The 25,912-nt window shown below is 69.8% G+C and carries 14 protein-coding genes and 4 pseudogenes; 7 read left to right on the forward strand and 11 right to left on the reverse strand.

Going from position 1 to position 25,912, the window contains the following annotated elements; all coding sequences use genetic code 11:
* Window positions 1–512 precede the first annotated feature (512 nt).
* From AB0G17_RS31515 to AB0G17_RS31530, 4 genes are all read left to right on the forward strand, one after another.
* Window positions 513–6,569: an SDR family NAD(P)-dependent oxidoreductase gene (locus AB0G17_RS31515; RefSeq protein ID WP_361390084.1), complete on the forward strand. Its 6,057-nt coding sequence runs from the start codon at window positions 513–515 to the stop codon at window positions 6,567–6,569.
* Window positions 6,562–9,018 (forward strand): hypothetical protein, encoded by a 2,457-nt coding sequence (locus AB0G17_RS31520; protein WP_361390086.1) that lies wholly within the window; start codon window positions 6,562–6,564, stop codon window positions 9,016–9,018. Before AB0G17_RS31515 ends, AB0G17_RS31520 begins: the two co-directional genes overlap by 8 nt.
* Entirely contained in the window at window positions 9,015–10,682 is a 1,668-nt protein-coding gene (locus tag AB0G17_RS31525; RefSeq protein WP_361390088.1) for a PfaD family polyunsaturated fatty acid/polyketide biosynthesis protein, read from the forward strand. The genes AB0G17_RS31520 and AB0G17_RS31525 overlap by 4 nt, the downstream gene beginning before the upstream one ends.
* A gap of 76 nt (window positions 10,683–10,758) precedes the next feature.
* Window positions 10,759–11,667 carry a cyclopropane-fatty-acyl-phospholipid synthase family protein gene (locus tag AB0G17_RS31530; RefSeq protein ID WP_361390090.1) on the forward strand — a complete coding sequence of 303 codons (909 nt, stop codon included), beginning with the start codon at window positions 10,759–10,761 and terminating at the stop codon, window positions 11,665–11,667.
* A gap of 255 nt (window positions 11,668–11,922) precedes the next feature.
* Here the strand turns inward: AB0G17_RS31530 and AB0G17_RS31535 are convergent.
* The 5 genes and pseudogenes from AB0G17_RS31535 to AB0G17_RS31555 all read right to left on the reverse strand — a co-directional run.
* Window positions 11,923–12,216: pseudogene (locus tag AB0G17_RS31535) on the reverse strand (serine hydrolase); the annotation flags it as partial.
* A gap of 213 nt (window positions 12,217–12,429) precedes the next feature.
* On the reverse strand, window positions 12,430–13,326 hold the full coding sequence (locus tag AB0G17_RS31540; RefSeq protein ID WP_361390092.1) for a glycoside hydrolase family 19 protein: 897 nt from the start codon (window positions 13,324–13,326) through the stop codon (window positions 12,430–12,432).
* Window positions 13,327–13,486: 160 nt separating this feature from the next.
* Window positions 13,487–14,206: a WYL domain-containing protein gene (locus tag AB0G17_RS31545; RefSeq protein ID WP_361390094.1), complete on the reverse strand. Its 720-nt coding sequence runs from the start codon at window positions 14,204–14,206 to the stop codon at window positions 13,487–13,489.
* 16 nt (window positions 14,207–14,222) lie between these two features.
* Window positions 14,223–15,155 carry an alpha/beta hydrolase gene (locus AB0G17_RS31550; RefSeq protein ID WP_361390096.1) on the reverse strand — a complete coding sequence of 311 codons (933 nt, stop codon included), beginning with the start codon at window positions 15,153–15,155 and terminating at the stop codon, window positions 14,223–14,225.
* Between the two features lie 142 nt (window positions 15,156–15,297).
* Window positions 15,298–16,227: pseudogene (locus AB0G17_RS31555) on the reverse strand (FAD-linked oxidase C-terminal domain-containing protein); the annotation flags it as partial.
* Window positions 16,228–16,462: 235 nt separating this feature from the next.
* Between AB0G17_RS31555 and AB0G17_RS31560 the strand changes: the two are divergent.
* Window positions 16,463–16,855, forward strand: a complete 393-nt coding sequence (locus AB0G17_RS31560; protein WP_361390098.1) for a hypothetical protein — start codon at window positions 16,463–16,465, stop codon at window positions 16,853–16,855.
* An 858-nt stretch (window positions 16,856–17,713) separates the two neighbouring features.
* Here AB0G17_RS31560 and AB0G17_RS31565 read toward each other — a convergent pair.
* A complete protein-coding gene (locus AB0G17_RS31565) occupies window positions 17,714–18,052 on the reverse strand; it encodes a thioredoxin family protein (RefSeq protein WP_361390100.1) in 339 nt (112 codons plus the stop codon).
* Window positions 18,053–18,608: 556 nt separating this feature from the next.
* Window positions 18,609–19,748 carry a helix-turn-helix domain-containing protein gene (locus AB0G17_RS31570; protein ID WP_361390102.1) on the reverse strand — a complete coding sequence of 380 codons (1,140 nt, stop codon included), beginning with the start codon at window positions 19,746–19,748 and terminating at the stop codon, window positions 18,609–18,611.
* A gap of 87 nt (window positions 19,749–19,835) precedes the next feature.
* Between AB0G17_RS31570 and AB0G17_RS31575 the strand changes: the two genes are divergently transcribed.
* Window positions 19,836–20,891: a ferredoxin reductase gene (locus tag AB0G17_RS31575; RefSeq protein WP_361390104.1), complete on the forward strand. Its 1,056-nt coding sequence runs from the start codon at window positions 19,836–19,838 to the stop codon at window positions 20,889–20,891.
* 7 nt (window positions 20,892–20,898) lie between these two features.
* Window positions 20,899–22,017: an acyl-CoA desaturase gene (locus tag AB0G17_RS31580; protein ID WP_361390106.1), complete on the forward strand. Its 1,119-nt coding sequence runs from the start codon at window positions 20,899–20,901 to the stop codon at window positions 22,015–22,017.
* A gap of 549 nt (window positions 22,018–22,566) precedes the next feature.
* Here AB0G17_RS31580 and AB0G17_RS31585 read toward each other — a convergent pair.
* From AB0G17_RS31585 to pip, 4 genes and pseudogenes are all read right to left on the reverse strand, one after another.
* Complete coding sequence (locus AB0G17_RS31585; protein WP_361390108.1) at window positions 22,567–23,031, reverse strand: NUDIX hydrolase; 465 nt, start codon at window positions 23,029–23,031, stop codon at window positions 22,567–22,569.
* Window positions 23,032–23,279: 248 nt separating this feature from the next.
* Window positions 23,280–23,606 (reverse strand): annotated as a pseudogene (locus AB0G17_RS31590) (transposase); the annotation flags it as partial.
* Between the two features lie 77 nt (window positions 23,607–23,683).
* On the reverse strand, window positions 23,684–24,223 hold the full coding sequence (locus tag AB0G17_RS31595; protein WP_361390110.1) for a ricin-type beta-trefoil lectin domain protein: 540 nt from the start codon (window positions 24,221–24,223) through the stop codon (window positions 23,684–23,686).
* Window positions 24,224–24,937: 714 nt separating this feature from the next.
* A pseudogene (gene pip, locus AB0G17_RS31600) lies at window positions 24,938–25,798 on the reverse strand (prolyl aminopeptidase); the annotation flags it as partial.
* Window positions 25,799–25,912 lie beyond the last annotated feature (114 nt).

Genomic DNA, 25,912 nt, shown 5'->3' on the forward strand with positions numbered 1-25,912 from the left:
CTCCTTCACCGAGAAAGCGGTTCCAGCCGGGGCGACGGTCGCGGCGATGACGGCCATGGCTCGGGTGCGTAGCGAAGCTCGGACAACGGATCGCGCGCCGGTGCCGCGTAACGCGGGCATGGTCTTTGTCCTGTTGTCGGACCGGCTTCAATTCGCTCGGCCAGCCTTGCACCTTACCGACGTTTTAAGCGGACGCTGACGCACGGTCCTTCTCGAAACCCGTTCGGCCCAGGGCGAGTTTGGTGAAGTGGTCGACGCTCCGAAACAATCGCGGTTCCCACGGAAAGGAAGACGTCATGCGAGGGCGCCTCCCGGCCCGGCAGTCGCTCTTGTCCGCCGTCCGGACCGTTGCCCCGCCCGTGGTGGTTCTGTTCACGGCGACGGTCGCGGGAGGGGACTTCACACAACAGGTGGCCCGGGCGGGCGGAAGTCCGCCAGGCGCTGTCGTCCTGGGCAGAGTCACAGCAGGCGAGGGCCATGGATCCTGGCCGTTACGGGAATAGAGGTACCTGGTGAGCACCCCTGAGATCGATCGTCGTCTCGCCCGCGACCCGGTCGCGATCGTCGGGATGTCCGGGCTGTTCCCGCAAGCAGCGGGGCTCGGTGAGTTCTGGGACAACATCGTGTCGGGCCGGGACTGCATCGACGAGGTGCCGCCGAAGTGGTGGAGTCCTTCCGACCACTACGACCCCGACCCGTTCGCCCCGGACAAGACCTACGCGCGCCGCGGCGGGTTCCTCTCGCCGACCATGTTCGATCCGCGCGAGTTCGGTATGCCACCGCGGACGCTGGACTCCATCGGGCTGGTTCAGTTGCTGAGCCTCCTCGTGGCCCGTGACACCCTGGCCGACGCCGGCTGCGACGACGCCCCTTGGTATAACCCGGGCCGTACCGGTGTTGTGCTCGGTGTGTGTGGCGGCAACTCCACCCTGGTCCCCCTCGCGGCCCGCCTGATGGTGCCGACCAGCGCGGCGATCCTGCGGGATCTCGGTTCGTCCGAGGAGGTCGTACGGCGCTTCACCCGGGCGTATCTGGAAGCGCTGCCGTCATGGACGGAGGACTCCTTCCCGGGCATCCTGGGCAACGTGGTGTCCGGCCGGATCGCCAACCGCATGAACCTCGGTGCCGCGAACCACACGGTCGACGCCGCCTGTGCGAGCTCGCTCGCCGCCGTGCGGGCGGCTGTGGACGAACTGCTGTGCCGCCGAGCCGACCTTATGCTCACCGGCGGATGTGACGCCGACAACTCGGTCGTGGCGTTCATGTGCTTCAGCCAGACCCCCGCGCTGTCACTGAGCGGGCGCGTACGCCCCTTCGACACCGCGGCCGACGGCACGCTGATCGGTGAAGGCATCGGCATGCTGGCGCTCAAGCGCCTTGAGGACGCCGAGCGCGACAAGGACCGGATCTACGCCGTGCTCCGGGGCCTGGGCAGTTCCAGCGACGGACGCGCCAAGAGTATCTACGCCCCCTCCGCCGAGGGGCAACTGGCAGCCCTGCGCCGGGCATACCAGGACGCGGACTGCTCCCCGCACACCGTTGAACTGATCGAGGCCCACGGCACCGGGACGGCCACCGGCGACGAGGTGGAACTCTCCGCGCTGGAGACGTTCCTGGCCGCACCGGGACAGAGCCGTCATGTAGCCGTAGGCAGCGTCAAATCCCAGATCGGACACACCAAGGCGGCAGCCGGCGCTGCCGGACTGATCAAGGCGGCTCTGGCCCTGCACCACCAGGTCCTGCCGCCCACTTTGAACGTCGACCATCCCACCGGCCCCGCCGGCCGGGAGGACAGCACCGTATACGTCAACACGGTATGCCGGCCCTGGGTGCGCGACCCCGCCCGGCCGGTCCGACGTGCAGGGGTGTCGGCCTTCGGCTTCGGAGGGGTCAACTACCACGCGGTCCTGGAGGAGCACGTACCCACCGAAGGCCGCCGGGAGCGGGTCCTGCACCGCACCCCGCGCGCCTACCTGTGGCACGCCCCCGAGCCCCAGGACCTTCTCGAACGGCTGCGGCGTGGCGACGTACCCGACGAAGGGCCCGTACCGGCCGGTCACGCACGGCTCGGTTTCGTCGCCGCGGACGAGGAGCACTACAGCGGACTGCTGTCCGCGGCGGTGCGCTACCTGGACGGCCCGCAGACGGGGCAGGACCCCCCTGGCATCCACTACCGCCGAACGGCGCTGCCGGCCGACGCGAAGGTCGCCGCGCTCTTCGCCGGGCAGGGCAGCCAGTACGTCGACATGGGGCTGTCCGCCCTGCTCGCCATCCCCCCGGTACGAGCGGCGTTCGACAAGGCCAACGCGCTCTCCCCGGCCGACGACACGCTGGCCCGCACAGTGTTCCCACCGCCCGGCGGCGACGTGGCCCGCGCCGATGAGCGCCTGCGCCGTACCGACTACGCGCAACCGGCCGTCGGGGCCCTCGCGGCCGGCCAGTACACCTTCCTGCGGGAACTGGGCTTCGCCCCGGCCGGAGTGCTCGGACACAGCTTCGGTGAGGTAACGGCCCTGTGGGCCGCCGGTGTCCTGGACGACGACTCCTTCTTCAGGCTGGCGCAGGCCAGGGGACGCGCCATGCGTCCAACGGCTGACAGCCCCGACCCCGGAGCGATGGCGGCTGTCCGTCTGACGCGTGAGGCGGCCGAGCACATGCTCGCCGACGGCCACCCGGGGTTGGCCGTATGCAACCACAACGCTCCCGACGAACAGGTGATCGGCGGCCCGGCGGCCCAGGTGCGACGCTTCGTGCGGGCCTGTCAGGACGCCGCCGTAACGGCACGGCTGCTGCCGGTCGCCGCGGCCTTTCACACGTCCTTGGTCGACCACGCCCTCGTACCCTTCCAGGCCGCATGCTCCGACGCCGCCTTCCGGCCACCGCGACTGCCCGTGTACGCCAACACGGAAGGCGCCGCCTACGGGGCGGACAGTGAGGCGAGCCGCGGGGTGCTGGTCCAGCAACTGCGGCGCCCCGTGGACTTCGAGGGCCGCCTGCGGGAGATGTACGAGGACGGCTTCCGCGTGTTCGTCGAGTTCGGCCCCCGCCAGGTTCTGACGCGGCTGGTGACCCGCACACTGACGGCGCGGGACGTGGAGACGGTGCCGTGCGACGCGGGAAACCCGGCGAGCGGCGCGAGCGACCTGAAGGAAGCGGCGCTGCGCCTGGCCGTCCTGGGGATGCCGGTGCACGACATCAACCGCTACGACGCCCCTGCGGCTCCGCCCCGGCCGACCCCCTCGTCGGTGAGCCGTCTGCTGGAGGGCCCCATGTTCGCGGTGGAAAGCCGCCGCGACGCCTACGAGCGGTGCATCGAGGAGATGGCGTCCGCGGCACCGGTCGACAGGCCCGCTCCTGTCGCCGAGGCCGCTCCCGCACGCGCGGCGGACAGCGGCGACTTCCCGGCCGTCACCGCGGACATCACGGCCCTCACCCGTGTGGCCACCGATCATCTCGCCGCGCACACGCGTTTCCTGCACCAGCAGACGGACACCACCAAGGAGCTCACCGACCTGTTGCGCACCCGGACAGCGCACGGGGAGGTCGATCAGGCGCTCGTCACCGCCGTGACGGCGATCACCGACCACGGTCAGGCCCTCAGCGAGGCACACGCGCAGGCGGCCGCGGCCGTCACTGATCTGCTGCGTGGCACCGGCGACGGTACGGAACAGCGTCACGCCCACCAGGTACCGGCCCAGTGGGAGCCGACCGGGAGTCCTGAACCCCAAGGCCTGGCACAGCCGCAGGACGGCACACCGTCCGCAGGCCGCTCGGTGCTGGCCCAGTTGCTGGCAGGTGAGAACGACCGGCCGGACCAGGCGCTGAGCGAGGTGACCGGTCTGTCGCTGGAGGAGATCACCGAGACGTGCCGGGCCGTCGTGGCGGAGAAGACCGGCTACGACCTCGACATGCTGCGACCGGACATGTACATCCAGGAGGACCTCGGCATCGACTCGCTCAAGCAGGTGGAGATCGGTGCGGAGCTGTGGCGTCTGTACCCCTCGATCAAGCGTGAGGACCTGTTCCGTTTCACCGAGGCGCGCACCATCGGTGAGTTGAGCGAGATGTTCATGGAAACCCTCGTCGCCTCCCGCTCGTCCCTGCGCCACTTGGGCGAGGTCGAACTGCGACGGGCGTTCGTCACGCTGCGGACCGCCCCGGCGGTCGACGAGCGCGCCGGTGCCTACACGGATCAGCCCTGCGCACTCGTCCTGGACGACGGCGGTGAACTGGCCGCCCTCGCCGGCTCGTTGCGGGCGCGCGGGTGGCGTACCCATCACCTGCGCCTGCCGGGCGTCTCACGCGACGACACGAGCGGCGGTTCACTCAAGGACTGGACGGACGACGCGCTGGAAGCCGCCTTCGCGGCCATGCCGGCCGACTGCTCCCGGCTTGACCTGTGCCTGCTGCCGGTGAGCCGGTCGCGCTGCACGAGCGCCGAGGAGGCCGTTGCGCGGCTGCGGCACTCCGTGCTGACCGCCAAGTACGCCCAGGCCCCGCTCGCGAAGACAGCGCGGGAGGGCCCGCGTGCCGCGTTCGTCACGGTGACCCAGCTCGACGGTGCCCTCGGACTCGCCGGTGCGGGGGGCGACCCGGTCGCGGCCCTCGCCGGTGGCCTCGGTGGCCTGGTCAAGACAGCGGCGCTGGAGATGGCCCCAGTGTTCTGCCGGGCCCTGGACTACGCCCCCGAGTTGCCACTCCACGCGGTCGCCGAGGCGTTCCTCGCCGAGCTGCACGATGTGGCCACCGACGTACGGGAAGTCGCCTGGGACGGCGAACAGCGTCGCACTCCGCGGCTGTCGGGCACGTCTGACGCGCTTCTGCCCGCGCCGGCGGGAACCGCGCCCCTGGCCGAGAGCGACGTGCTGCTGGTCACCGGGGGAGCCCAGGGCATCACCGCCTGGTGCGTCACCGCGCTCGCCGCGGAGCACCGGTGCGGCTACGTCCTGCTCGGCCGGACCCCGCTGGCGGACGAACCGGAGTGGTCCCGAGGGCTGGACGGCCCGGACTCGCTGCGTACGGCGCTGGAAGAACGGACCGAGGCAGAGGGCGGGGAGTCCCGGGCTCCCGAGACCCGGGCCGCCATCACGCACCAGGTCCAGCGCGTCATCAGTCAGCGGGCAATCCGCGCCACCATGGCCGAACTTCGCGAACGTGGAGCAACCGTGGAGTACGTGAGCGCGGACGTCCGCGACGCGGAGTCGGTGGCCGCCGCGCTCGCCCCGTACGCGTCCACGATCACCGGAGTCATCCATGGTGCCGGCGTCCTGGGCGACCAGCCCCTGAGCCAGATGGACGGTGAGTCGGTCGCCCGGGTGATCGACACCAAGGTCTCCGGCCTCCATCACGTGCTCGCCGCCCTCGACACCGACCGCCTGCGGCATCTGGTGGTCTTCTCCTCCGTCAGCGGCATCTGGGGAAACGTCCGGCAGAGCGACTACGCCCTGGCGAACGAGGCAGTCAACCGCTATGCCTGCGCCTACCAGGCGGCGCACCCGCAGTGCCGTGTCACCCCCCTGGCCTGGGGTCCGTGGGAGGGCGGTATGGCCGCGCCCGTACACCAGCTGTTCGAGGAAAACGGTGTTCCGGTGCTCTCCCGGGATGCCGGCCGCAGCCACTTCTGCACGGAGATGCGGCGCGATCCCGAGATGCGGGGTATCACTGTCATCGGCCCCGCGACCCCGTGGCTGCACGCGGAGACGCAGCTGCCCGCCGCGGGCCTGACCGCCACGCGCGGCCTGGAGGGCCTCGACCGGGAACCGATGCTGCGCGACCACCGCATCGGCGGCCACGCGCTGCTGCCCATGACCGCGGCCGTCGGCTGGGCCCTGCACACCGCGGAACGGGCGGGAGGCGGACTCCGGCCCGTCATCGAGTGCCGCGACTTCACCATCAATCGCGGGGTGTACTTCGACGGCCACCAGGCCCAGCGCATCAGCGTGCGGCTGACGCCCGACCCCTCGGGCCAGGAGGCGCGGGTCACCGCGCACCGCGCCGACGGCCGCGCGACCACCCTGCACTTCGACGGCGTCCTCAGCTTCGCCGAGCGCGACGAGCCCGCTCCCCGCATGCAGTTGCCGCCGCTGGACTTGACCAGCGAACTCCACCCCGCCTACGTCGAGGGGCCCCTCTTCCACGGCCCGTCACTGGCCGGTCTGCGCGCGAAGGAACAGTGGGTCGACGGACGGTTGATCCTCACCGCGTGCCTCGCCGACCCCGTGCTGGCTCACGGCGCATACGCCGGTCAGCTGTTCAGTCCGGGCCTGGCCGATCTGCTGCTGCAAGCCGCCGGCCTCGCGTGGTGCACGTCCGCGCAGGACTTCTGCGGGCCGGTGAGCGCGGAGAAGATCGAGTTGTTCAGCCCGCTGCCCGACGACGAACCGTTCGTCATCGTCGCTGAGGCCCAGGAGGTCGGAGCGATGGACGTGTACTGCACCGCCACGGCCTGCGACAGCTCCGGCAGGGTCCTTCAGCGGTGGAGCGGGCTCAGGATGCTCCGGATCACCGAGGAGGAAGCGGTCCGCCTGCTCACCGCGGCGTCCGCGTCCCTGGAGGGCAGCCGTGGCTGACCGGATCGGCCCCGGCGCGGAAGACGACGTCCTCTCCTTCAACGGCGAGCCCCTGTTCCACCTGCCGGCGAACACGGCGCCCGTACGGGGGGAGAGGAGCTCTCCGCCCGTACGGGGGGAGAGGAGCTCTGGTGCGGGCCCTGGCGAAGATGCCCGGCCCGTACCGAACAGCGCCCAGGACCCGCACGAGCTGACCCAGAGCATGGCCCTGGCCTTGCAGCGGGCCCATGCCTCGGTTCTCGACGCGCATCACACCATCAGCCGGTGGCAGACACGAGCCGCGGCCCGCCACGACGCCGCGGCAGCCTCCTCACCGCCTGTCAACGCCCTCGCCCTGCGGCTGCCCGCTTCCCGGACCGGCCCCGAGAGCGACGAGGACGGTGAGGACAGGCCGTCCGTCGCCGTCGCGCCGACGCCGGACGCGCGGCCGTACGACGGGCGTAACCCCGCCCGCTCCCTGCTGTCCGCCGCGTTCGCGGCCCTGGAGCACAGCGACGCGGGTGCGGAGCCGCTCTGTCCGCGCACGTACGAGGTGACGTGGCACGCCGCGGTCGCCACCGTTCCCGGTGCTCTCCGCACTGACTGGGGGCCGGGTGGCGGGACGGGCGAGCGCCCATTCCGCATGTACGACGGTGACCGTCCCCTCCTGACGGTCACCGAGAGCACGTCCGACCGGGTGCCTCCCGAAACCCGGGGTTGCGCCGAGCCGTATCCGCCGGACCTCCGTCCGCTGGCACACACACCGGTGACGCGGCTCCGCGCCGCCGACCTGGCCGCCGTGGCCCAGGGCCGCGCTGCCACGGTCCTGGGTGACGACTACGACCAGTCCCACCTCCCACCGGAGCTGCGCCTCCAACCGTGGCCGGAGAGCGTGCTGGAGGAGGTTGACCGGATCGACCCGACAGGAGGGACGCGCTCGCGGGGTGAGCTGACCGCCACGGTCCGCGTGGCCGGGGCCGGAGAGATCCCCGGTCCGTACCTTTTCGCTGCCGCGACCGAAGCCCTCTACGTCTACGCCGTCCACCGGGGCATGCATCTGTGCCTGCCCGCCGCGCACGCGGTTCCCCTGCCGGGCGCGCCCCTGCACATCGACATCCGCGACGCGGGCGCCGTCCAGCAGGCCCCGACCCGGCTGGCGGTCGTGGTCAAGGAGCTGGGGATGTCGCCCAGGCCCTTCGTCACGGCCGACTGCCTCATCACCACCATGGACGGCCGTGCGGTGGCCCGACTGCGCGATCTCACCCTCGCGGTCTACGGCGAGCCACACGAAGACCGCCTGCTGCACGTGGAGCGGACACCGTGCCGGCTGGCGTCCACTGGGAAGCCAGCTCCTCTCAACGAACTACACATGGCGAACATCGCCGACGGTGACCTCGGCCAGCTGCTGGCCGCCGACCCGGGCCCGCCGGCCCGGACCGCGGTACGGCCCCGCCTTCCCCGAGGTGACTTCCTGATGGTGGACCGCGCGGTGAGGACCGAGGACGGTGAGGGAGCGGGCGGCGCTGGTGCTTGGGCGGCGACCGAGTACGACATGCCCCTGGAGCCCTGGTACTACCGGGAGGCCGGTGCCGTGGCCCCGCCGCCCTTGGCTCTGATGGAGATGGCGCTGCAGCCCACCGGTTTGGTCGCCGCACGGCTCGGCCTGGCCACCCAATACCCGGACGAGCCCTTCGTCTGCCGCAATCTCGAAGGCCGGGCCCGGCTGACCCGACTCGTCGACCCGCGCGGCACCACCGTAGGACAGCAGGTCCGTCTGCGCTCCACCACCGATCTGCCCGGAGCGGTGATGCACACCTACGCCTTCGAGCTCTGCTCGGAAGGCGTGCCCTTCTACCTGGGTGAGACCGTGCACGGCTACTTCACCGCGGACGTCCTGGCCCGTCAACAGGGCCTGGACCACGGACACCACCGCGCTCCCTGGCTGGACCAGCAGAGCACCTCACCGCCGGGCGCACACCACTTCGACGCACGCGAGGACGCCCGACTGGGCCGCGGGAGAATGGCCTTGCTGGAGGAGACGACCGTGGTGCCGGGGGGAGGCGTCCACGGCAAGGGATACGCACTGTGCGCGAAACCGGTCCGCGCCGACGACTGGTTCTTCGAGCAGCACTTCCTGCACGACCCGGTCATGCCCGGATCCGCGGGCGTGCAGATGCTCTACCAGGCGGTGCAGGCCTTCGCCCTGCACACCGGTGTCACCGACCACCTGACCGGCGTGCGGTTCCACGCGGCGGTCGGCGAAGAACTGCGCTGGTCGTACCGGGGACAGATCCTGCGCGAGCACCAGCGCGTACGCGGCGAGGTGCACCTGCGCGAGGTACGGCAGGAAGCGGATCACGTGTTCCTGCGCGCAGACGGCAGCGTGTGGCGCGACGACCTGCGCATCTACCACATCAGGAACATCGCGCTGGTGGCCGCTTCCCCAGCCACCACGGAGGTGGGGCCATGAACGTGAGGTATGACTCCGAAGGCATCCACGCGGCGCTGTCGGCACTCGACCGGCCCTGTTACGTCGTCCGTTCGGGCAACCGTGTCGGTGTGACGACGGACGCACCCAGGCCGGGTGAGACCGTGCTCGCCGCCGCGTCGCCGCTGCCGCCGAACCGGCTCGGATCCGCGGCCTTCCGCGAGCACCACGGCGTGGGTGACGCCTACATGGCCGGCGCCATGGCCGGAGGCATCTCCGGCACCGAGTTCGTCACCGCCATGGCGCGGGCCGGACACCTTGCCTCCTTCGGCGCGGCAGGGTTGCCCGCGAACCGTATCGAGGACGCTCTGAGGACACTGGCACACCGTCTCGGTGACGCGCCCTACGCCTGCAACCTGATCCACTCACCCATGGCGCCCCGCAGTGAACGCGCCTGTGTCGACCTGTGTCTGCGCCACAACGTGCGGTGCGTGGAAGCCTCCGCCTTCGTCCACCTCACACCCGAGGTCGTTCGCTACCGTGCCCGCGGTCTGCGGCCCGGACCGGCCGGCGGTACGGTCATCACCCACCGGGTCATCGCCAAACTGTCCAGGCCGGAAGTCGCTGAGCTGTTTCTGCGCCCGGCTCCTGAAGGGCTCCTGGCCGAGCTGGTGGCCCGCGGTGACATCACAGCGGAAGAGTCCCGCCTCGCCCGCACCGTGCCCATGGCCGACGACATCACCGTCGAGGCCGACTCCGGCGGGCACACCGACAGGCGCCCGCTGACCGTCCTACTGCCCGTCATGACCCGCTTGCGGGACCGCGTCGCGCGGGAGGCGCCCGGTCGGCTCCGTCCCGGCTCACAGGTGCGCATCGGAGCGGCCGGTGGTCTCGGCAGCCCGCAGGCCATCGCCGCGGCCTTCGCCCTGGGGGCCGACTACGTCGTCACCGGTTCGGTCAACCAGGTCAGTGTGGAGGCCGACACCTCCCCGGCCGTGAAGAAGCTGCTGGCGCAGGCGGGGCTCGCCGACTGCACCATGGCACCGGCAGCGGACATGTTCGAGCAGGGCGTCACCGTCCAGGTCCTGAGCCGGGGCACGCTCTTTCCCGGACACGCCGGCCGCCTCTACCGTCTGTACCGCGACCACGACAGTCTGGACAGCCTGCCACCGGAACAGCGACAAGCCCTTGAGGAGCGCGTTCTCGGCCGATCGCTGGACGAGGTGTGGGGGGACACCCGCGACTACCTCACGGCCCACCACCCCGAACAGCTCCACCGTGCCGAACGCGACGCCAAACACCGCATGGCTCTGACGTTTCGCTGGTACCTGGCCATGTCGTCGCGATGGGCGATGGCGGGCGACGCCGCACATACCAAGGACTGGCAGGTGTGGTGCGGTCCCGCCATGGGCTCCTTCAACGCCTGGGCGGCCGACAGCACACTGGAGCCCGTCGGCAACCGGTATGTCGCCACCATCGCGCATCAGTTGATGCGCGGCGCCGCCTACCTCACCCGTATCCACCACCTGCGTGCGGGCGGAACCCGCCTCCCCGCAGCGTGTACGGACTACCGGCTGCCTCCTCCCTCGGCAGGCACGCCGCGGCCCCGTGACATCCCCCACGCCGAGACACACGTCGCTCATACGCCGCTGCGGATCCCCGGCCCAGCGGGCGGCAGTCCCACGCTGTCGCGGGACTCTCGATGAGTCACCGGAGCAGACGGCCACACACCGCCGAATCAAACGCCCATGAACCATCGGACCGGACGCCCACGCATCACCCGTGTCCGCCATCCGGAAAGGCCCTGTGATGTCCGCGCATTCCTCTCCCGGCTACGCAGGCGCGTCCCAGGAAGCCATCGAACATCATTACGACCTGTCCAATGACTTCTACGCCCTGTGGCTGGACCCTTCACTGACCTATTCCTGCGCCCTGTGGGAGCCGGGCGACAGCCTGGAACAGGCACAGACACGGAAGATCGACTACCACATCACCCAGGCGAGGGCCGACTCCGCAGAGCGGGTGCTGGACATCGGCTGCGGCTGGGGAAGCACCCTGCAGCGACTCATCCGTACGCATGGCACCGACTGTGCCGTCGGACTGACGCTGAGCCGACAACAGGCCGGCCTCGCCCGGGCACGCACCTGGCCGTACGGCGACATCCGCTTGGAGAACTGGGTCGACCACCAGCCGGACGAACCCTACGACTCCATCATCTGCATCGGAGCATTCGAGCACTTCGCCCGACTCCAGCTGTCCCGCATCGAGAAAATCGCGGCCTACCGCGCCTTCCTCTCCCGCTGCCACTCCTGGCTGCGCCCCGGCGGACGCCTGTCTCTGCAGACCATCTCTCTGGAGGCCATCCCTGACAACCCCGATCTGCTGCTGGACCTGACGTTCATCGCCCGCACCATCTTCCCGGAATCACAGCTCCCCACCCTCGCCGAAATCCACGAAGCCGGCGCCGGCACCCTGTCGCTCGTGCACACGCGAGCAGACGGCGCCGACTACGCCCGCACCTGCCGATGCTGGCTGGCCCGGCTCCTCACCGTCCGCGCCGAAGCGACCGCCGTCGTCGGCGAGGCGATGACGCTGAGCTACGAGAGGTATTTGCGGGCGTCGGCCCGACTCTTCGAGCACGGCTGCACCCAACTCCTCCGACTCACCTTCGAGCGCACATCGCCCCACTGAGGGTGTGCTGACGGATGGCGTACCGGCGCGACGCACGGCCCAGAGGCGCTGCCGCTTGTTGAGCGGTTCTTCGAGCACCCCCGTCCCCGCATGCGCAGGGCGGCGGCAGAGGCAGTGAACGAAACGCGCTGGAGCCGGGAGTCCGCCTGGGGACTGCCGACCGCACACGTCTGCGGCCCGCCTGCCGCCTGGGCAAGCGGGCCGCACTGCGCAGGGCCGGATGACTGCTGGTATTCGCATGGCACACGACCGACGGTTGGTGAGCAGCGCGACTGCGACGCCCGCCGTCGGCACCACGCGCAGATAGCCGTACTGCCCGATCGAGGCGCCGTCGTGTCCGTATCCCTGGACGCCGTTCCAGTCGTCCAGGGTCCAGCCCGGGCCCCAGCCGTCGGCGCTGACGGTCCACTTGTCGGGGCAGTCGACCACGCGACGCTGCATCAACGCGACGCTCTCCTGGGACAGCACGCGCGTGCCGTCCTCCGCCACCCCGCCCGCGAGGTGCATCCGCGCGAGGCGCTCGAGGTCCCCGGCCGTGGCGATGACCCTGGTCAGCGCGGGCCGTCCTCACCCGGCTCTTCCCCGGCGCCCCGCCCGGGCCCTGTCCGTCCGAGACCCTGCTGTGGTGTACGGGGCCGCGTCCCGCTTCCCGGCCTGTCCCGGCGCGCGGAGTGGCAGTGGGACGGAAGGGTGCGCTGACCGCGCTGCACCGCCGGGCCGACGGGGTGTGAACCCGTCGGCCCGGCCGCCTGTTGGGTGCTGTCAGCAGGACAGGTTGGAGCCGGTCGGCACACCCAGGATCGAGGTGAAGCTCTGGTAGGCGTTGATCCGGCTCTGCACCTGGGCAGGGTTCCTGCCGTTGCACTCCAGTGAGCCGTTGATGCTGCGGATCGTCTCGCCGAAGCCCGCGTCGTTGACCATGGCGTTGTGCGCGGTCATGGTGCCGGGGCCGTTCTGGGTGTTCCAGTACCAAAGGCCCGTCTTCCAGGCAACGGCGGCGTCGGTCTGCACCAGGTTGGGGTTGCGGAGGAGGTCGATCCCGAGCGCGTCGCCGGCCGCCTTGTAGTTGAAGTTCCAGCTGAGCTGGATGGGGCCGCGCCCGTAGTACGAGGCCTGACCGGCTGGGCACCCGTAGGGCTGGGTGGTGTCGCAGTAGTGCGGGTAGTTGGCGGTGTTCTGCTCGACTATGTAGACCAGTCCGCCGGTCTCGTGGCTGACGTTGGCGAGGAAGGCCGCGGCCTCCTGCTTCTTGCCCGTGTCGCTGCCGGTGTTCGCGAAGCCGGGGTAGGCGCTCAGCGCGGCGGTCAGTCCGGCGTAGGTGTAGAAGGGGTTCCTGTTCGGGAACATCTGGTTGAACTGGGCTTCGGAGACGACGAATCCGCTGGGGTTGGTCGGCGGGGTGGTGGAGCCGCCACAGTCACCCTGGTCGGCCCAGACGCCCGAGCCGCCGGTGCTGGGTGTCTCGCCCTGGGTCCACCACTTGGCGGACCAGTTGTGACCGTTGTACGAGGCGGTCATGCCCCCGGTGTAGACGGCGGAGGCCGTGTAGGGGGCGGCGCAGCTCGCCGCATGGGCGGGCGAGGCGAGTGGGACGAGGGAGAGAAGGCCGACGGCGGAGGCCGCCGAGGCCAGCGTCGCGATGATCCGGCGCTTGGGCATGTGCCACTCCTTGTGAGGGGGGTGAAGTGGGGTACCAGACACTCAAGCGGATTGGTCCAGACCTGTCAATAGGTCTGGACCGCAGGGAGGTTGGTCGTCGGCTGCGGCTCCACGGCTCCAGGCAGCCTGAAGGGCCGGGCAGGTTGGCGGCTTCGGGACCTCACGGCCCAGTCGTGAGCGCGGCCAGCGCGGTGGGGCGTGCCGCGCCGGCCGCAGCTGAGCCGAGCAGCAGTTCGGCCAGGTTGTGCGGTTGGGACCGCTCACCAGTGGGAGCCGCGGCCGTGATCCGGTCCAGCCGGAAGCCCCGGCCGGCCCGGCGCGTACGGCACCAGGCGATGAGGTACCACCGGCCGTCGGCGGTGAGGAGTCCGGCCGGTTCGACGGCACGGTCGCTTTCGTGGCCTGCCGCGTCGGTGTAGGTCAGCCGTAGCACCGAGGTGTGGGCGAGGGCCTGCTCCACCGCTGTACGAACCTGGGAGTCGCCGCGTGCGGGCAGGGCGACGATGCGGGCGGCGAGTTCCCGCGCCGCCGCCGAGGCGGGGCCGGTCATCGAGGCCGCGATCTTCTGCGCGGCGGTGCGGGCCGCGTCGGCGTACGGGGTGGACGTGCCTGCCGTGGCGAGGGCGGCGGTCAGTGCCGAGGCCTCGTCGGCGGTGAAGTGGATCGGGGGCAGCGTCATCGCGGGGTCGATCGACCAACCGCCGCCCCGCCCGGGTGTGACGCGTACAGGAACGCCGGTCTCCATGAGGGTTTGCAGGTCGCGCTGCACCGTGCGCGAGCTGACCTCGAACCGCTTGGCGAGCACCGCGACCGTCGCCGGCCGCGGTGCCGCCGCGCGCAACTCCTCCACCAGCGCGTACAGCCGCGCAGTTCGGTTCATGCCGTTGACGCTACCGTCACGCGGCGGCCAGGAATTCCTGTTGGCGCCGCAGTTCCCGCTCGGTGACGGTCAGCGGGAACAGGGTGAAACCGTGCATCGCACCGGCGACGACGCCAAGCTCCACGGGAGCACCCGCCGCCTGCCACCGCTGCGCCAGGAACAGCGAGTCGTCCAGCAGCGGGTCCTCGGTGCCGACGATGATCCGGGCGGCCGGCAAGCCGGCCAGGTCGGCGAACAGGGGCGACACCTCCGGATCGCGGCGCTGCTCCGGGCCCATCCCGGGCGTGAACAGCTCATAGCCCACCCTTAGCGTGTCGGTATTGCTCAGCAACTGCCGGGAGCCGAACAACCGCTGGCTTGGCGTCATTGACAGGTCGTACACACCGAAGAGCAGGTGGGCCGCGCGGAACGCTCCCGTCATGCCGTGCCGGTCACGAAGGCGCAGCAACGTCATCACACTGAGGTGGGCACCCGCCGACTCCCCGCCGATCAGCAGCCGTTCGGTACCGAACTCGGCCGCAGCGCGCTCTACCAGCCACCGGGCAGCCGTTTCGCAGTCGTCGGGGCCGGCGGGGAAGGGGTGTTCCGGCGCGAGACGGTAATCCACGCTCACCACGGCCAGTCGTGCCTGCTCGGCAAGCCGCCAGAGCCGCTCGTCCTGCCCGTCCGCGGACCCGAACACCCAGCCGCCCCCATGGAAGTGGAGGTACGCGCCGTCCACGTGGTCCGGCACGAAGACCCGTACCTTCACACCGCCCTCGATGACGAGGTCCCGGCCGTGGGGCAGCCTCGTCGGCGGGGTGTCACCGCCCAGCCGGTTGCGCCGCAGGAGTGCCAGGGTGGCCGGGGTCGGCGCCTGCCCGCGGCCCGGACGGCTCGCGGCGGCGGCCTCGAACTGCGTGTTGAACGCCAAGGTTTCGGGGAGGCAGTCCTCATCTGTGATCTTCATGCCGTCGACGGTCGCAGCCCTCCGCGACAACACCCTGTCACCCTTTCTCCGTGACCTGCGTCACCCCACCTGTGTGCTGATCCCTGGGGGCGCGGGTCTCGCCGTCGTCGAGGCTCGGGTGTTGCCCGGCTGACGGTGTCTGTCAGTCGATCAGGACGCCTGGGTTGAGAACGTGGTGGGGGCCGAGGGCGTTCTTGGCGGCGCGCAGGGCCGGCGCGAAGGGCTCGGGGCGTTGGAGGTCGTAGCCGGGGCGGTGGTCGCGGCCGACGGCGTGGTGGTGGGTGATGGTGGCGCGGTGGCGGTGCAGGACGTCGGTGGCGACGGCTTTGATCTCGTCCCAGATCTCGACCTCCGCGCCGGGGCGGCCGGCGACGGCGACGGTGAAGTACGGGGCAGCGCCGTCGGGGTAGACATGGGTGAGGCGGCAGTTGATGGTGGCGGGGTGTCCGGTGGCCTTGAGGGCGGCTGCGGCGACCTCGGTACGTACGGCGTCGATCAGCGCGGGAATCCTGTCCCAGGTGGCCGCGGTCTCGAAGGTCTCGATGACGGCCCCCATCCGGGCGAGGCCGTCGCGCAGGTAGGGCATGCGCAGGAACGCCGAACGCCAGGCGCTGACAGCCGGGTCGGCGGACGCGTCACGGTCCGTCGTGGACGGTTTGGCGTGGCCGCCGTGCGTACGGGCGATGTCCAGGGCGTCGGCGAGGCGGCCGTCGACGGGGGCGGTGGGGGATTCGAAGCCGAGGACCAGGACGGAGGAGCCGTCGTGGGAGGCTCCGGACAGCAGGGCCTCGCCGGGGTCGAGCAGACGGCAGTTGGCCGGGGCGAGGTCGGACTGGGCGATGGCGCGCACGGCGTCCACGGCGCGGTGGAAGCGCGTGAACGTCACGGCCGTGGAGGCCTTGTGGCGAGGACGCTCCTGGAGACGCATCCAGGCCTCGGTGATGACGCCGAGCGTGCCCACGGAGCCGAGGAAGAGCCGGTCGGGCGACGGACCGGCGCCGGACGCGGGCAGACGCCAGGAGGTGCCGACTGCGGCGGGTGTGACCACGCGCAGGGACTGGACGAAGTCGTCGTTGCGGCCAGGTGTGGTGGGGGTCGGTGGTCGTGCGCAGTCCGTGTTGGGTGAGAGTGCTGGCGATCGGGGTGTAGGAGACGGTGCGCAGGAAGAACGCGCTGACCCAGACCGGCCGCCGGGCTGCGTTGAGGAGGGTGTGGAAGGTGCGGTGGGTGATGTAGCTGCCGCCGCCGGTCAGGGTGATCAGTCCAACGTCCGCCATGAGCGCGGGGAGTGCGGCACCTGATCGGGGGTGTTCGAGGTTGTCGGTGATGGCCGCGTCGAGCAGTCCGACGGTTTGTGCGTAGCGGACGGCGTGGGTGGCGATGTCGAGGCCAATGACGCGAAGGGCGTCCGGCCGACGGTGCGCGGCGTAGAAGTTTTGGTCCCACTGGATCAGTTCGTCGGTCGTGAGGTCCTGGGCGTGCCGCCTACCTGCATCCGCTGGCCAAGGCCACCCAGGTCAAACACATTCTCGGAGCTGGTGGCTCTTGCAGCCAGAGCGGCCGAACTCGTCGCCGACGACGATCGGAGCGTTGGTGCCGAACATCTTGAGCAGACGCTGCATCGTGTGACGCCGACCGCCTTGAGGTGCTCAAGCGCTTCCCGACAGCACCGGATGGCGGCGGACGGGTTGGTGAGTTGATCCGCATGCTGGACGCTGACCTTCGTTCACTCACCCTCATTGAGTGACTCGGAACGTCAGACGGTGCGGCCCCACCTCCGTCAGCGACTGACTGCTGGGTTCCTCAGGCCGGCGAACCCTGATCAGTGCCTACTTCGCCCGCCGGGACACCACCGAATGCTTCGGCCCCGGGGCTGCACGGCAAGGGCGGCGCCCGGCGCCACAAGCACCTGGACTCGGACCTTCAAGGACTTCCGCGGCACCCGGCTCGCCACCCAGCTCCTGCGCGCCCTGCTTGTCGGGTGCTTTCCATCGTCCCACGGAGCCGATGGGGCCACGGGTCCCAAGGTGCCGGTCCCGAGGTAGGCGCCGTCCGCCATGACCGTCGCGCCCCGCACCCCGCGTCCACCGTCCTGCACCGCGCCCAGCGCCCGTCCGGAATGACCGCACGTACGGCAACGAGGCGTTGTGCCGAGCGTCCGAGAGCGTCACCAGCGCGGCCACCAGCAGGCTGTGCCGGCAGTACATCGGCTGAGCACGGCTGTGCCCTCTTCTTGGTTGCTGCCGGAGCCCATGCTCGCGGCATCCACCGCGAACCCCGAGCTTCCGCCGGGTCATGCCGCCGAACCCAAGTGGGACGGCTGGCGTGCCTTGTTCTCCCTCGATGCTGGGCGCGTGGTGCTGCGCTCTCGCAGAGGCACGGATCTCGCGCCGTCCTTTCCGGAGATGTGTGCGGGAGCGGCACAGCTGCCCGATGCAACCGCGCTGAACGGGGTTAGGTGACCTGTGGGGGTGTCTCAGCCCCAAGGTGTCTCGGGCGGTGCATGCTCCCATAGACGAGACGTGACGGGCGTCACGGATACGTGCCGCAGCGGCCGCTCAGAGGTGGCCGTCCAGGAACTTTCGTACCTCGGCGATGGTCATAGGCTCCGTGCTGTGCGCCACCGCCTCTCCCTCCTTGAGCAGGACGCAGGACGGGGCTCCGGTGATCCCGTATCGCTCGGTTGCGGCCGGACAACGCGTGATGTCGACGCGGACGGCCGTCAGGCGGCCCGTGTAGTCGTCGGCGATGCCACGCACGACGAGGTCCATCGCCCGGCAGGGCTCGATTGCCTTGGGCCATGTCCCGGTGAAGTATGCGAGGACCGGAACTGCGCTCATTCCGAGGATGAAATTGAACTCCGCGTCCTCACGGGGTCGGTGAACCCGCTTCGCCATGCAAGCTCCTGACCTCGCGTTCCGTCATTCCATCTCCATCATCCCTCGCGCGGTGTGCCAGGCCGGCCCGGGCGGTCGTGCGGTTGACCTGTCGGAAGGCAGGCACGGGGCCGTCGCAGAACCACGGTGGTCCCCGGCGCGAGCGGCCCGGCTCCCTGCCCCTGGCGACCCGGCCTGGCCGCCCCACGGTCACCCAGCTGCAGCCCGACGCGCGCCCGTGGGTCAGTTCGTGCCGGGGCCACGCCCTTCACGACGACATGAAAGCCGTTTCCAGAGCATCGCGGCCCAGATCAACGAGCAGATGCTCGATGAGCGCGTCACAAGCGGGCCGGTGCGCATCGTCCACCGGATCCAGTCGAGCCGTATCCGCCACCGCGCTTCTCAGAGACAGCGCCCTCGACAGGCTTTCCGAGGCCTCGTCTGGTCTTCACCTCAATACCCGGTCTCAGCTGGCTGATACCGCTCTTCCCGGGGCCGCATCAGGCAGTAGATGGCACCGAGAACGAGGCACGATTCCTGGCCGCGCGCACGCGGTCGTGGACGGTCGAAGTACCGGTCAGCTGACCCGAAGACCGACCGCGAGCGTCAGTTCAAGGACCCGGTGTGGCGATGCGAGATCCGGAAACAGCTCCCGCAGCTGCGACATCCGGTACCGGACGGTCTGGGGGTGGATGAACAACGCCGCCGCCACCTCGTCCCGCCTGCCCTGGTGCAGCAGCCACGCCCGCAACGTCTCCTCCAGCCGCCGTGCGGTTGCGACAGGCAAGGTCCGCAAGGGTGCGAGGGCTCGGGCACGCAGGTCTGCGAACGCGTCCAGGTCGGCGCTCAGCACCAGCTCGGGCAGGTGGTCCTCGGTGTCGCGGATATCGGAGGAGAGGGAGCGCGCGCGTGCGGCTCGTGCGTACGAGGCGGACGCACGAGTCCATGGCCGGGCCGGGCCGACCACGGCGGTGCGGTCGGTCAGCTGCCGCAAGAGATGTGATCGGTCGGCATCGGGGACGAGCAGCACACCGGTGGCGTCCGGCTGATCGTCGAGGACGAGGGTGCTCGGGTCGAGCGTGCGGTAGGCGGGGCGGGCATGGGCGGCGGGCAGCAGGACCGCGGTCAGCGAAGCCGGAGGCTGCCACCCGGCCCGTTGGGCAGAGGCCAGCAGCACGTCCGGGCTCGCGCCGGCGAGCAGGTCGCGGGCCAGGTGTTCCAGGTGGCGCTCGTGGTCCCGGCCCCGGGCGGCCAGTTCGTCGGCGTGGCCCGCGGCGCTCGCGGCGGAGAGCTCGTCGATGTAGGCGAAGGTCAGCTCGGCGAACTTGGCGACCTCGGCGGCGGGCAGACCTGCGGGTACGGCACCCGCCGCCAGGCATCGCCAGGCCACGCGGGCGCCGACGCGGTAGGCGCTGAGCAGGGCGTCCATCGAACGGCCGTCGCGGACCTCGCCGCGGCCCAGTTCGTAGGCTGCGTCACCGGCGTCACCGCCGGTGGCGTTTCCGCTTGCGAGGTCCAGGTAGTGCCCCAGGGCGGTGCGGACGGCTCGGCGGATGGTGGCGCCCATGTGGCCCGAGAGGGCGTTGGCGTAGGGAGGGACCTCGTCGATGATCGCCTGGACGACCTCGTCGGCGGTGGTCTTCAGCGCGGCCCGAAGTGCGGTGACCGTCGTCTCGTCCAGGGCCAGCTCGCTGGCCCTCCGGATTGCATGGCTCACGATTTTGTTCCCTGCGAACAATTCTGCCGACCAGATTCACGTCCTTCGGTCAGGACTTTACGCCCTGAGACGCAGCAAGCTGGAGTCATGACGAGTACAGCCCTCCGCAGCAGGGCGTGGAAACTGCTGGAGATGGTCACGACGCCGCTGCTGCCGTCGGACTACCTCGACCTGGTCAGCCCGCTGCGTGCGGGCGCCGACCTGCGGGGGCGCATCGAGGCCGTGCACCCCGAGACGGCTGACGCCGCGACCATCGTGATCAGACCGGGACGGGGCTGGCGCGGCCACGCAGCCGGTCAGTACGTGCGGATCGGGGTCGACGTCGACGGGGTGCGCCTGTGGCGTGCCTACTCCATCACCTCGCCGACGAACCGCCAGGATGGCCGCGTCACGATCACCGTGAAGGCGATCCCGGACGGCAAGGTCAGCAACCACCTGGTCCGCAGGGCGACACCGGGCACGCTGATCCAGCTCGACCAGCCGACCGGTGACTTCGTGCTGCCGCAGCCCAAGCCCGCCAAGCTGCTCTACCTGACGGCCGGCAGCGGCATCACGCCCGTGATGGGCATGCTGCGCGACAGCGAGTTCGACGACGTCGTCATGGTCCACTGTGCGCCACAGCCACAGGACGTGATCTTCCGCAACGAACTGCACGACCTGGTCGCGGACAAGAAGCTGCGGCTCACCGAGGTGCACACCGACACAGACGGCATGCTCGACATCGCCCGTCTCGACGAACTCGTGCCCGACTGGGCCGAGCGCGAGACCTGGGCCTGCGGGCCCGCGGGCCTGCTCGACGCCGCCGAAAAGCACTGGAGCGAACACGGCGTCCAAGAGCGCCTGCACACCGAACGCTTCCGCCCCAGCATCGTCGTCGCCGGCGACGGCGGCGAGGTCACGTTCAGCACCTCCGGCAAGAGCGTCGACGCGGACGGTGCCACGCCGTTGCTGGACGTCGGCGAGGAGGCCGGCGTGCTCATGCCCTCCGGGTGCCGTATGGGCATCTGCTTCGGCTGCGTCTCGCCGCTCAAGGCGGGCGCCGTCCGCGACCTGCGCACCGGCGAGATCACCGAGGCCGAACCGGGCGTCCTCATCCAGACCTGCGTGTCCGCCGCCGCGGGCCCCTGCGACATCGAACGGTAGGAGCACCTTGACCGCCATCGACCCCACCGCCCACCTGACCGCGGAGCAGATCGAGGAGCTCGGCCGCGAGCTGGACACGATCCGCGACGAGGTGATCGCCGACCGTGGCGAGAAGGACGCAGCCTACATCCGTAAGGTCATCTCGGCGCAGCGCAAGCTCGAGCTGGTCAGCAGGGGCGTGCTGCTGTTCTCGATCTTCCCGCCCGCGTGGCTGATCGGCACCGCCGGTCTGTCCGTTGCGAAGATCATGGACAACATGGAGATCGGCCACAACGTCCTGCACGGCCAGTGGGACTGGATGCGGGACCCGAAGATCCACTCCACCACCTGGGACTGGGACCACGTCTCGCCGGCCGACCAGTGGAAGCACTCGCACAACGAGCTGCACCACACGTACACCAACGTGATCGGCAAGGACAACGACCTCGGCTACGGCATCATGCGCGTCGACGAGGATCAGAAGTGGCACCCGTTCCACCTCGGCCAGCCGCTGTGGAACTTCCTCAACGCCTGCTTCTTCGAGTACGGCATCGCAGCGTACGACCTGGAGCTCGGTAAGAACCTCAACAAGCGTCGCCGCAAGAACCCGGAGTTCCGCGCGCAGGCCAAGGCCGTGGGCCGCAAGATCCGCAAGCAGGTACTCAAGGACTACGTGATCCACCCGCTGCTGTCGGGCCCGTCGTTCCTCACCACGCTCGGCGCCACGTTCACCGCGAACCTGGTCCGCAACATCTGGTCCCACTCGGTGATCATGTGCGGGCACTTCCCCGAGGGCGTACAGGTCTTCGAGCGCCGGTCGATCAAGGGCGAGACGCGCGGCCAGTGGTACCTGCGCCAGATGATGGGCTCGGCGAACATCAGCGGCAGCAAGGCCATGCACTTCATGACCGGCAACCTCTCGCACCAGATCGAGCACCACCTGTTCCCGGACCTGCCGAGCAACCGGTACGCCGAGGTCGCGGTGAAGGTGCGCGCGCTGTTCGAGAAGTACGAGCTGGAGTACGTCACCGGGCCGCTGCCGAAGCAAGTGTTCTCCGCGTGGCACAAGGTCTTCCGGCTCTCGCTGCCGAACAAGAAGCCCAAGGTCAAGACGCCGGACCGCGAGCAGGAGCTCGTCGCGGCCTGATTCCCGGTATTGGTTCAGATCTTTTGGCCCTACCGGCGGCGCCGCCGGATTCGGTGAGATCCGTTACGGACGGTGGGCGGCCGCGACATCAGACCGTACGACACGGGATCCGGGCAGCCCGGTGTCCGGCTGCGCTGCCTGGACGTGCGCCAGACTGGCGGGGATCGGCTGTGGGCGAGGTGCGATCGGAGTACTGCGGCGCGGCAGCCGGAGCGGTCGTCGCGCAGCTGTCCGTGGACGGACCGTCGGCCGCGGGTCGCAGGTGGGGCGAGCGGGGGTCGTGACGGCCTTTGCGCCGAACGTGGCGGCCGCGTGGCGCGAACAGCACTCCATGGCCTGCCACCAGCGTCCTTCTCGATCGGCGACCACGGCCAGGACGATCGCCCCGCCGCTCCGCCAGGGCTGGACACCTGACGCTGCCTCGGCGCCGCCCGAGCGGCGCGAACAGTCGGCGGCCATAGCCTTGCTCGCTCCTCATCCAGGGAAGAGCTCCGGTCGGCATCCGTCCTTCGGGCGGTACGGACCGGAGCGGGCCAGGCGCGGCGGCGGTCAGAGGTTCGTCTGCCGCCAGGTACCCAAGACGGCCTGGACGGCACTGGAGACGTGAGCCTGCCGGCCGCTGTCCGCCCACAGATGGGCGTCATGCTCACTGAGCTGCACCGTCTGCCCGGTGGCGGTGGCGGTGGCTGTGAAGTTGTACTGGCGGGTGCGGCGGCCCGAGGCAGAGCGGTAGTCGAAGTGTCCCAGGTATGTGTCGACCTCGGTCACGGTCAGCCCGGTTTCCTCGGCGACTTCGCGCCTCAGGGCTTCGATCAGACCCTCGCCGGACTCGACCCCGCCTGAGGGCAGCTCCCACAGTCCGCCGAGGTAGTCGGCGGCCGGCCGGTGCAGCAGCAGCACCTTGCCGTCCTCGCTGGCGATGACGGCGCCGACGACGCTCTTCTCGATGCCGTCCCGCGCAGCGGCGCAGGCGAGGTCGTCCAGAAGCTCGGGGGTGACGGAGGAGGTGGTCACGTCAGGTCCTTCGCGTGGGTGGCGACTTTGGTGATGGCGGTGGTGTAGGCGTCGCCGAGGCGGACGTCGTCGGCGCCGTTCCAGACCGGCAGCTTCAGCGTCGTGGCGTGGACGTGCTCGGCTGCCGGGAAGCCGTCGGCAGGCTGGTGGTGGCCGTCAACGTAGCCGGGCAGCAGGGATCCGGGGGCCCGGAAGAGCGGATGCGTGTGCAGCGGACGGGTGGAGCTGGGCTGACCGGCTTCGGTGGCGGCATGCTGGTGGGCGCGGCAGACGGTGGAGTCCACCGACACGGTCCAGCAGATGTCGTCAGCGTCGTCGGCTGCCGTCAGGAGCGCAGTCAGGATCTGTTCCCAGGTGCCGTCCACGGCCCACCTGATCAGTCGCTTGTGAGCGGTCTGGTACGGGCCCAGCTCGTCCGGAAGGTCCCTCCAGGGCGAGCAAGTTCGGTACTTCCACGGGATGGCCTCAAGGGTGCGGCGGTGGTCGGCCCACCGCCGCCCGCGGACCGGATCGGCTGGCATCAGCGGCTCGATCCGGTCCCACATCGCATCAGTGATCACTAAGCGGACAGACACATCCGATCAACTGACCAACCGATCAAAGAGTCACGCGCTGGGGGATCGTGCCACTGCGGGTGAGCAGCGGCGCGGCCTCACACGAAGACGATTGTGAAGCGCTGAGAGTCAGACCCGTTGCACGCGTCGCCCTCGATCCTGGCTCCGTCGTTGCCGCCCGTCACGGTCCAGCAGAGCCCCATGGAGAACGACCTGAACCCCGTGCCCGGCCTGTCGTACTCGCGGAAGTAGGTGAACCGCTGATGATAGGAACCATCCCTGCACTCCTGCTGGATGATCGGCCAAAAATGCGTGTTGCCTTCCGAGGCGCTGCCGATAGTCAGGCACTTGTCCGTGAACGTCCTGAGCACGTGAACCGGGTCCGCGACGCCGAAGTTCATACTCTTGAAGCGCTGGGCAGCCACATTCTGGCACCGGTTCTGTTCAAGCACAGCGCCGTCGCTGGTGCTCTGGTTCCTGATGGTCAGGCACTTGCCTGTGGAAGTCTTGATCTGGATGTTGTGGTAAGCCGGGTACGCCTGCGCGGGCTGAGCTGCTCCGATCATGGAGGTAAGGGCTGCTACGGCGGCGACAGCCACCGCCGATCGTCGCAGAGACCTCATCATATTGCCGATCACGTGGCCTCTTCTCCTTCGTGGGACGTGCCAGCTCGCACACTCGCCGCCAGCACCGCCCAGACTCCCCTGCCGACGGTATGAGGAAACCGCAGACCGTCCGGTGTGGCCGATACCCGACGCACCGGTCACACCCAAGGGTGAACTGAACTGATCAGTTCCGGCCACCCGCCCACACCATTCGCGGGATGCTCGGTCCGTCAGAGCGTCAAGGAGACACGCCCTAGTCGGTGATCAACGGCGGTGAATGTAGCAGGGGTTGAGGTTCGCTCACACCGCGTAAAGAGCGCACCCGCGCACGGCTTCCGCCCGCGCATCACCCTCCCGGATCCGGAACATGGCACCCCTGAACGCTGGCGGGCTGAACCTGTGATGCGTTGGCCGCCTGTGGGCTGTGGAGCATAAATCCAAGGCGAGGGGGCAGCCTGACCAGCCGGACCTGGGGAATCTCGCGGCCGTACATGGGGCGGTAGATAGCCGCCCATGAGGAGGCTGACATGCCATTGCCGCCCCCAATCGCAACGGGTGCGTGACGCCCGAAACGACTTGAGGCCTTGCGTGAAGTGTCGAGAATGTCTGGACGCTTCGCACATCCCAGTCGACTGGACGTACCTAAGGGCCCGCTCGCTTATCCGGCGAGGGGGCTATTCCGACCGTGCGCTATTCCTGTCCTCTGGCTCTCTTGTGCGGCGAGAGAGCACGGCGCTGCGGTGCCCATTACCGCCCGCTTTTGCCGAACCGTGCGATCGCTTCCAGAACCGCGTGCTGCATCGTGGGGCTGCCTGTATGCCCGGAGTCGTCGATCACTTTCAGCTCCGCGTCCGGCCAGGCTTTGGACAACTCCCAGGCGGTCTTCAATGGGCTGGCGAGGTCGAGTCGGCCGTGGATCAGCACTGCTGGGATACCGGCCAGCCGATGTGCGTCACGGAGCAGTTGTCCATCTTCAAGCCAGGCATCGTTCGCGAAGTAGTGCGCACAGATTCGAACGAATGCCATCAGTGCGTTGTCAGCCTTGTCGCTGTAGGCGCCCGGATGACCGAGTGCCTCGTGGGCGATGACAGCGTCCTCCCAAGCGCACCAGTCCCGCGCTGCCTTCTCCCTGACCGCCTCATCAGGGCTGTTCAGCAGCCGGTTGTAGGCGGCCACCAGGTTGCCGCTCCGGTCCGCCTCCGGAAGTGCGTCGCGGAATGTCTCCCAGGGGCCTGGCAACAGGCGTCCGACGCCGTGGTAGAGCCAGTGGGTTTCCTCCGGCCGGGTCATGGTGACGCCGACGATGACCACCTCGGAGACTCGCTCGGGATAGCGCTCAGCGTAGGCGAGGATCAGTGTTGAGCCCCAGGAGCCGCCGTAGAGGAGCCAGCGCTCGATGCCCAGGTGTTCGCGTAGCCGCTCCATATCCTCAATGAGATGGTCGGTGGTGTTGCGATCGAGGCTGACGGACGGGTCGGAGGCGTGAGGCCGGCTCTCGCCGCAGCCACGCTGATCGAACAGGACGATCCGGTAGACCTCGGGATCGAACATCTTGCGACTGCCACGGTGCCCCCCGCTGCCAGGCCCGCCGTGCACGCACAGAGCCGCCTAGGATCGGGCTGGAAAGATCAGCAGCGAGTACGGCCGGCGCCGCCTTGAGGGCGGTGCGAACCGGGCCTCCCGTACGAGGGGCCCGAGTTGGTGGTTCAACCCCCTCGCTGT

The sequence above is a fragment of the Streptomyces sp. NPDC023838 genome, from assembly GCF_040639555.1.
GTDB lineage: Bacteria > Actinomycetota > Actinomycetes > Streptomycetales > Streptomycetaceae > Streptomyces.

Excerpts from the sequence above, each read along its gene's own strand:
- AB0G17_RS31550 (WP_361390096.1), bottom strand. The coding sequence starts at position 15,155 with ATGAAGATCACAGATGAGGACTGCCTCCCCGAAACCTTGGCGTTCAAC.
- AB0G17_RS31575 (WP_361390104.1), top strand. The coding sequence starts at position 19,836 with ATGACGAGTACAGCCCTCCGCAGCAGGGCGTGGAAACTGCTGGAGATG.
- AB0G17_RS31540 (WP_361390092.1), bottom strand. The coding sequence starts at position 13,326 with ATGCCCAAGCGCCGGATCATCGCGACGCTGGCCTCGGCGGCCTCCGCC.
- AB0G17_RS31565 (WP_361390100.1), bottom strand. The coding sequence starts at position 18,052 with ATGGCGAAGCGGGTTCACCGACCCCGTGAGGACGCGGAGTTCAATTTC.
- AB0G17_RS31545 (WP_361390094.1), bottom strand. The coding sequence starts at position 14,206 with ATGAACCGAACTGCGCGGCTGTACGCGCTGGTGGAGGAGTTGCGCGCG.
- AB0G17_RS31525 (WP_361390088.1), top strand. The coding sequence starts at position 9,015 with ATGAACGTGAGGTATGACTCCGAAGGCATCCACGCGGCGCTGTCGGCA.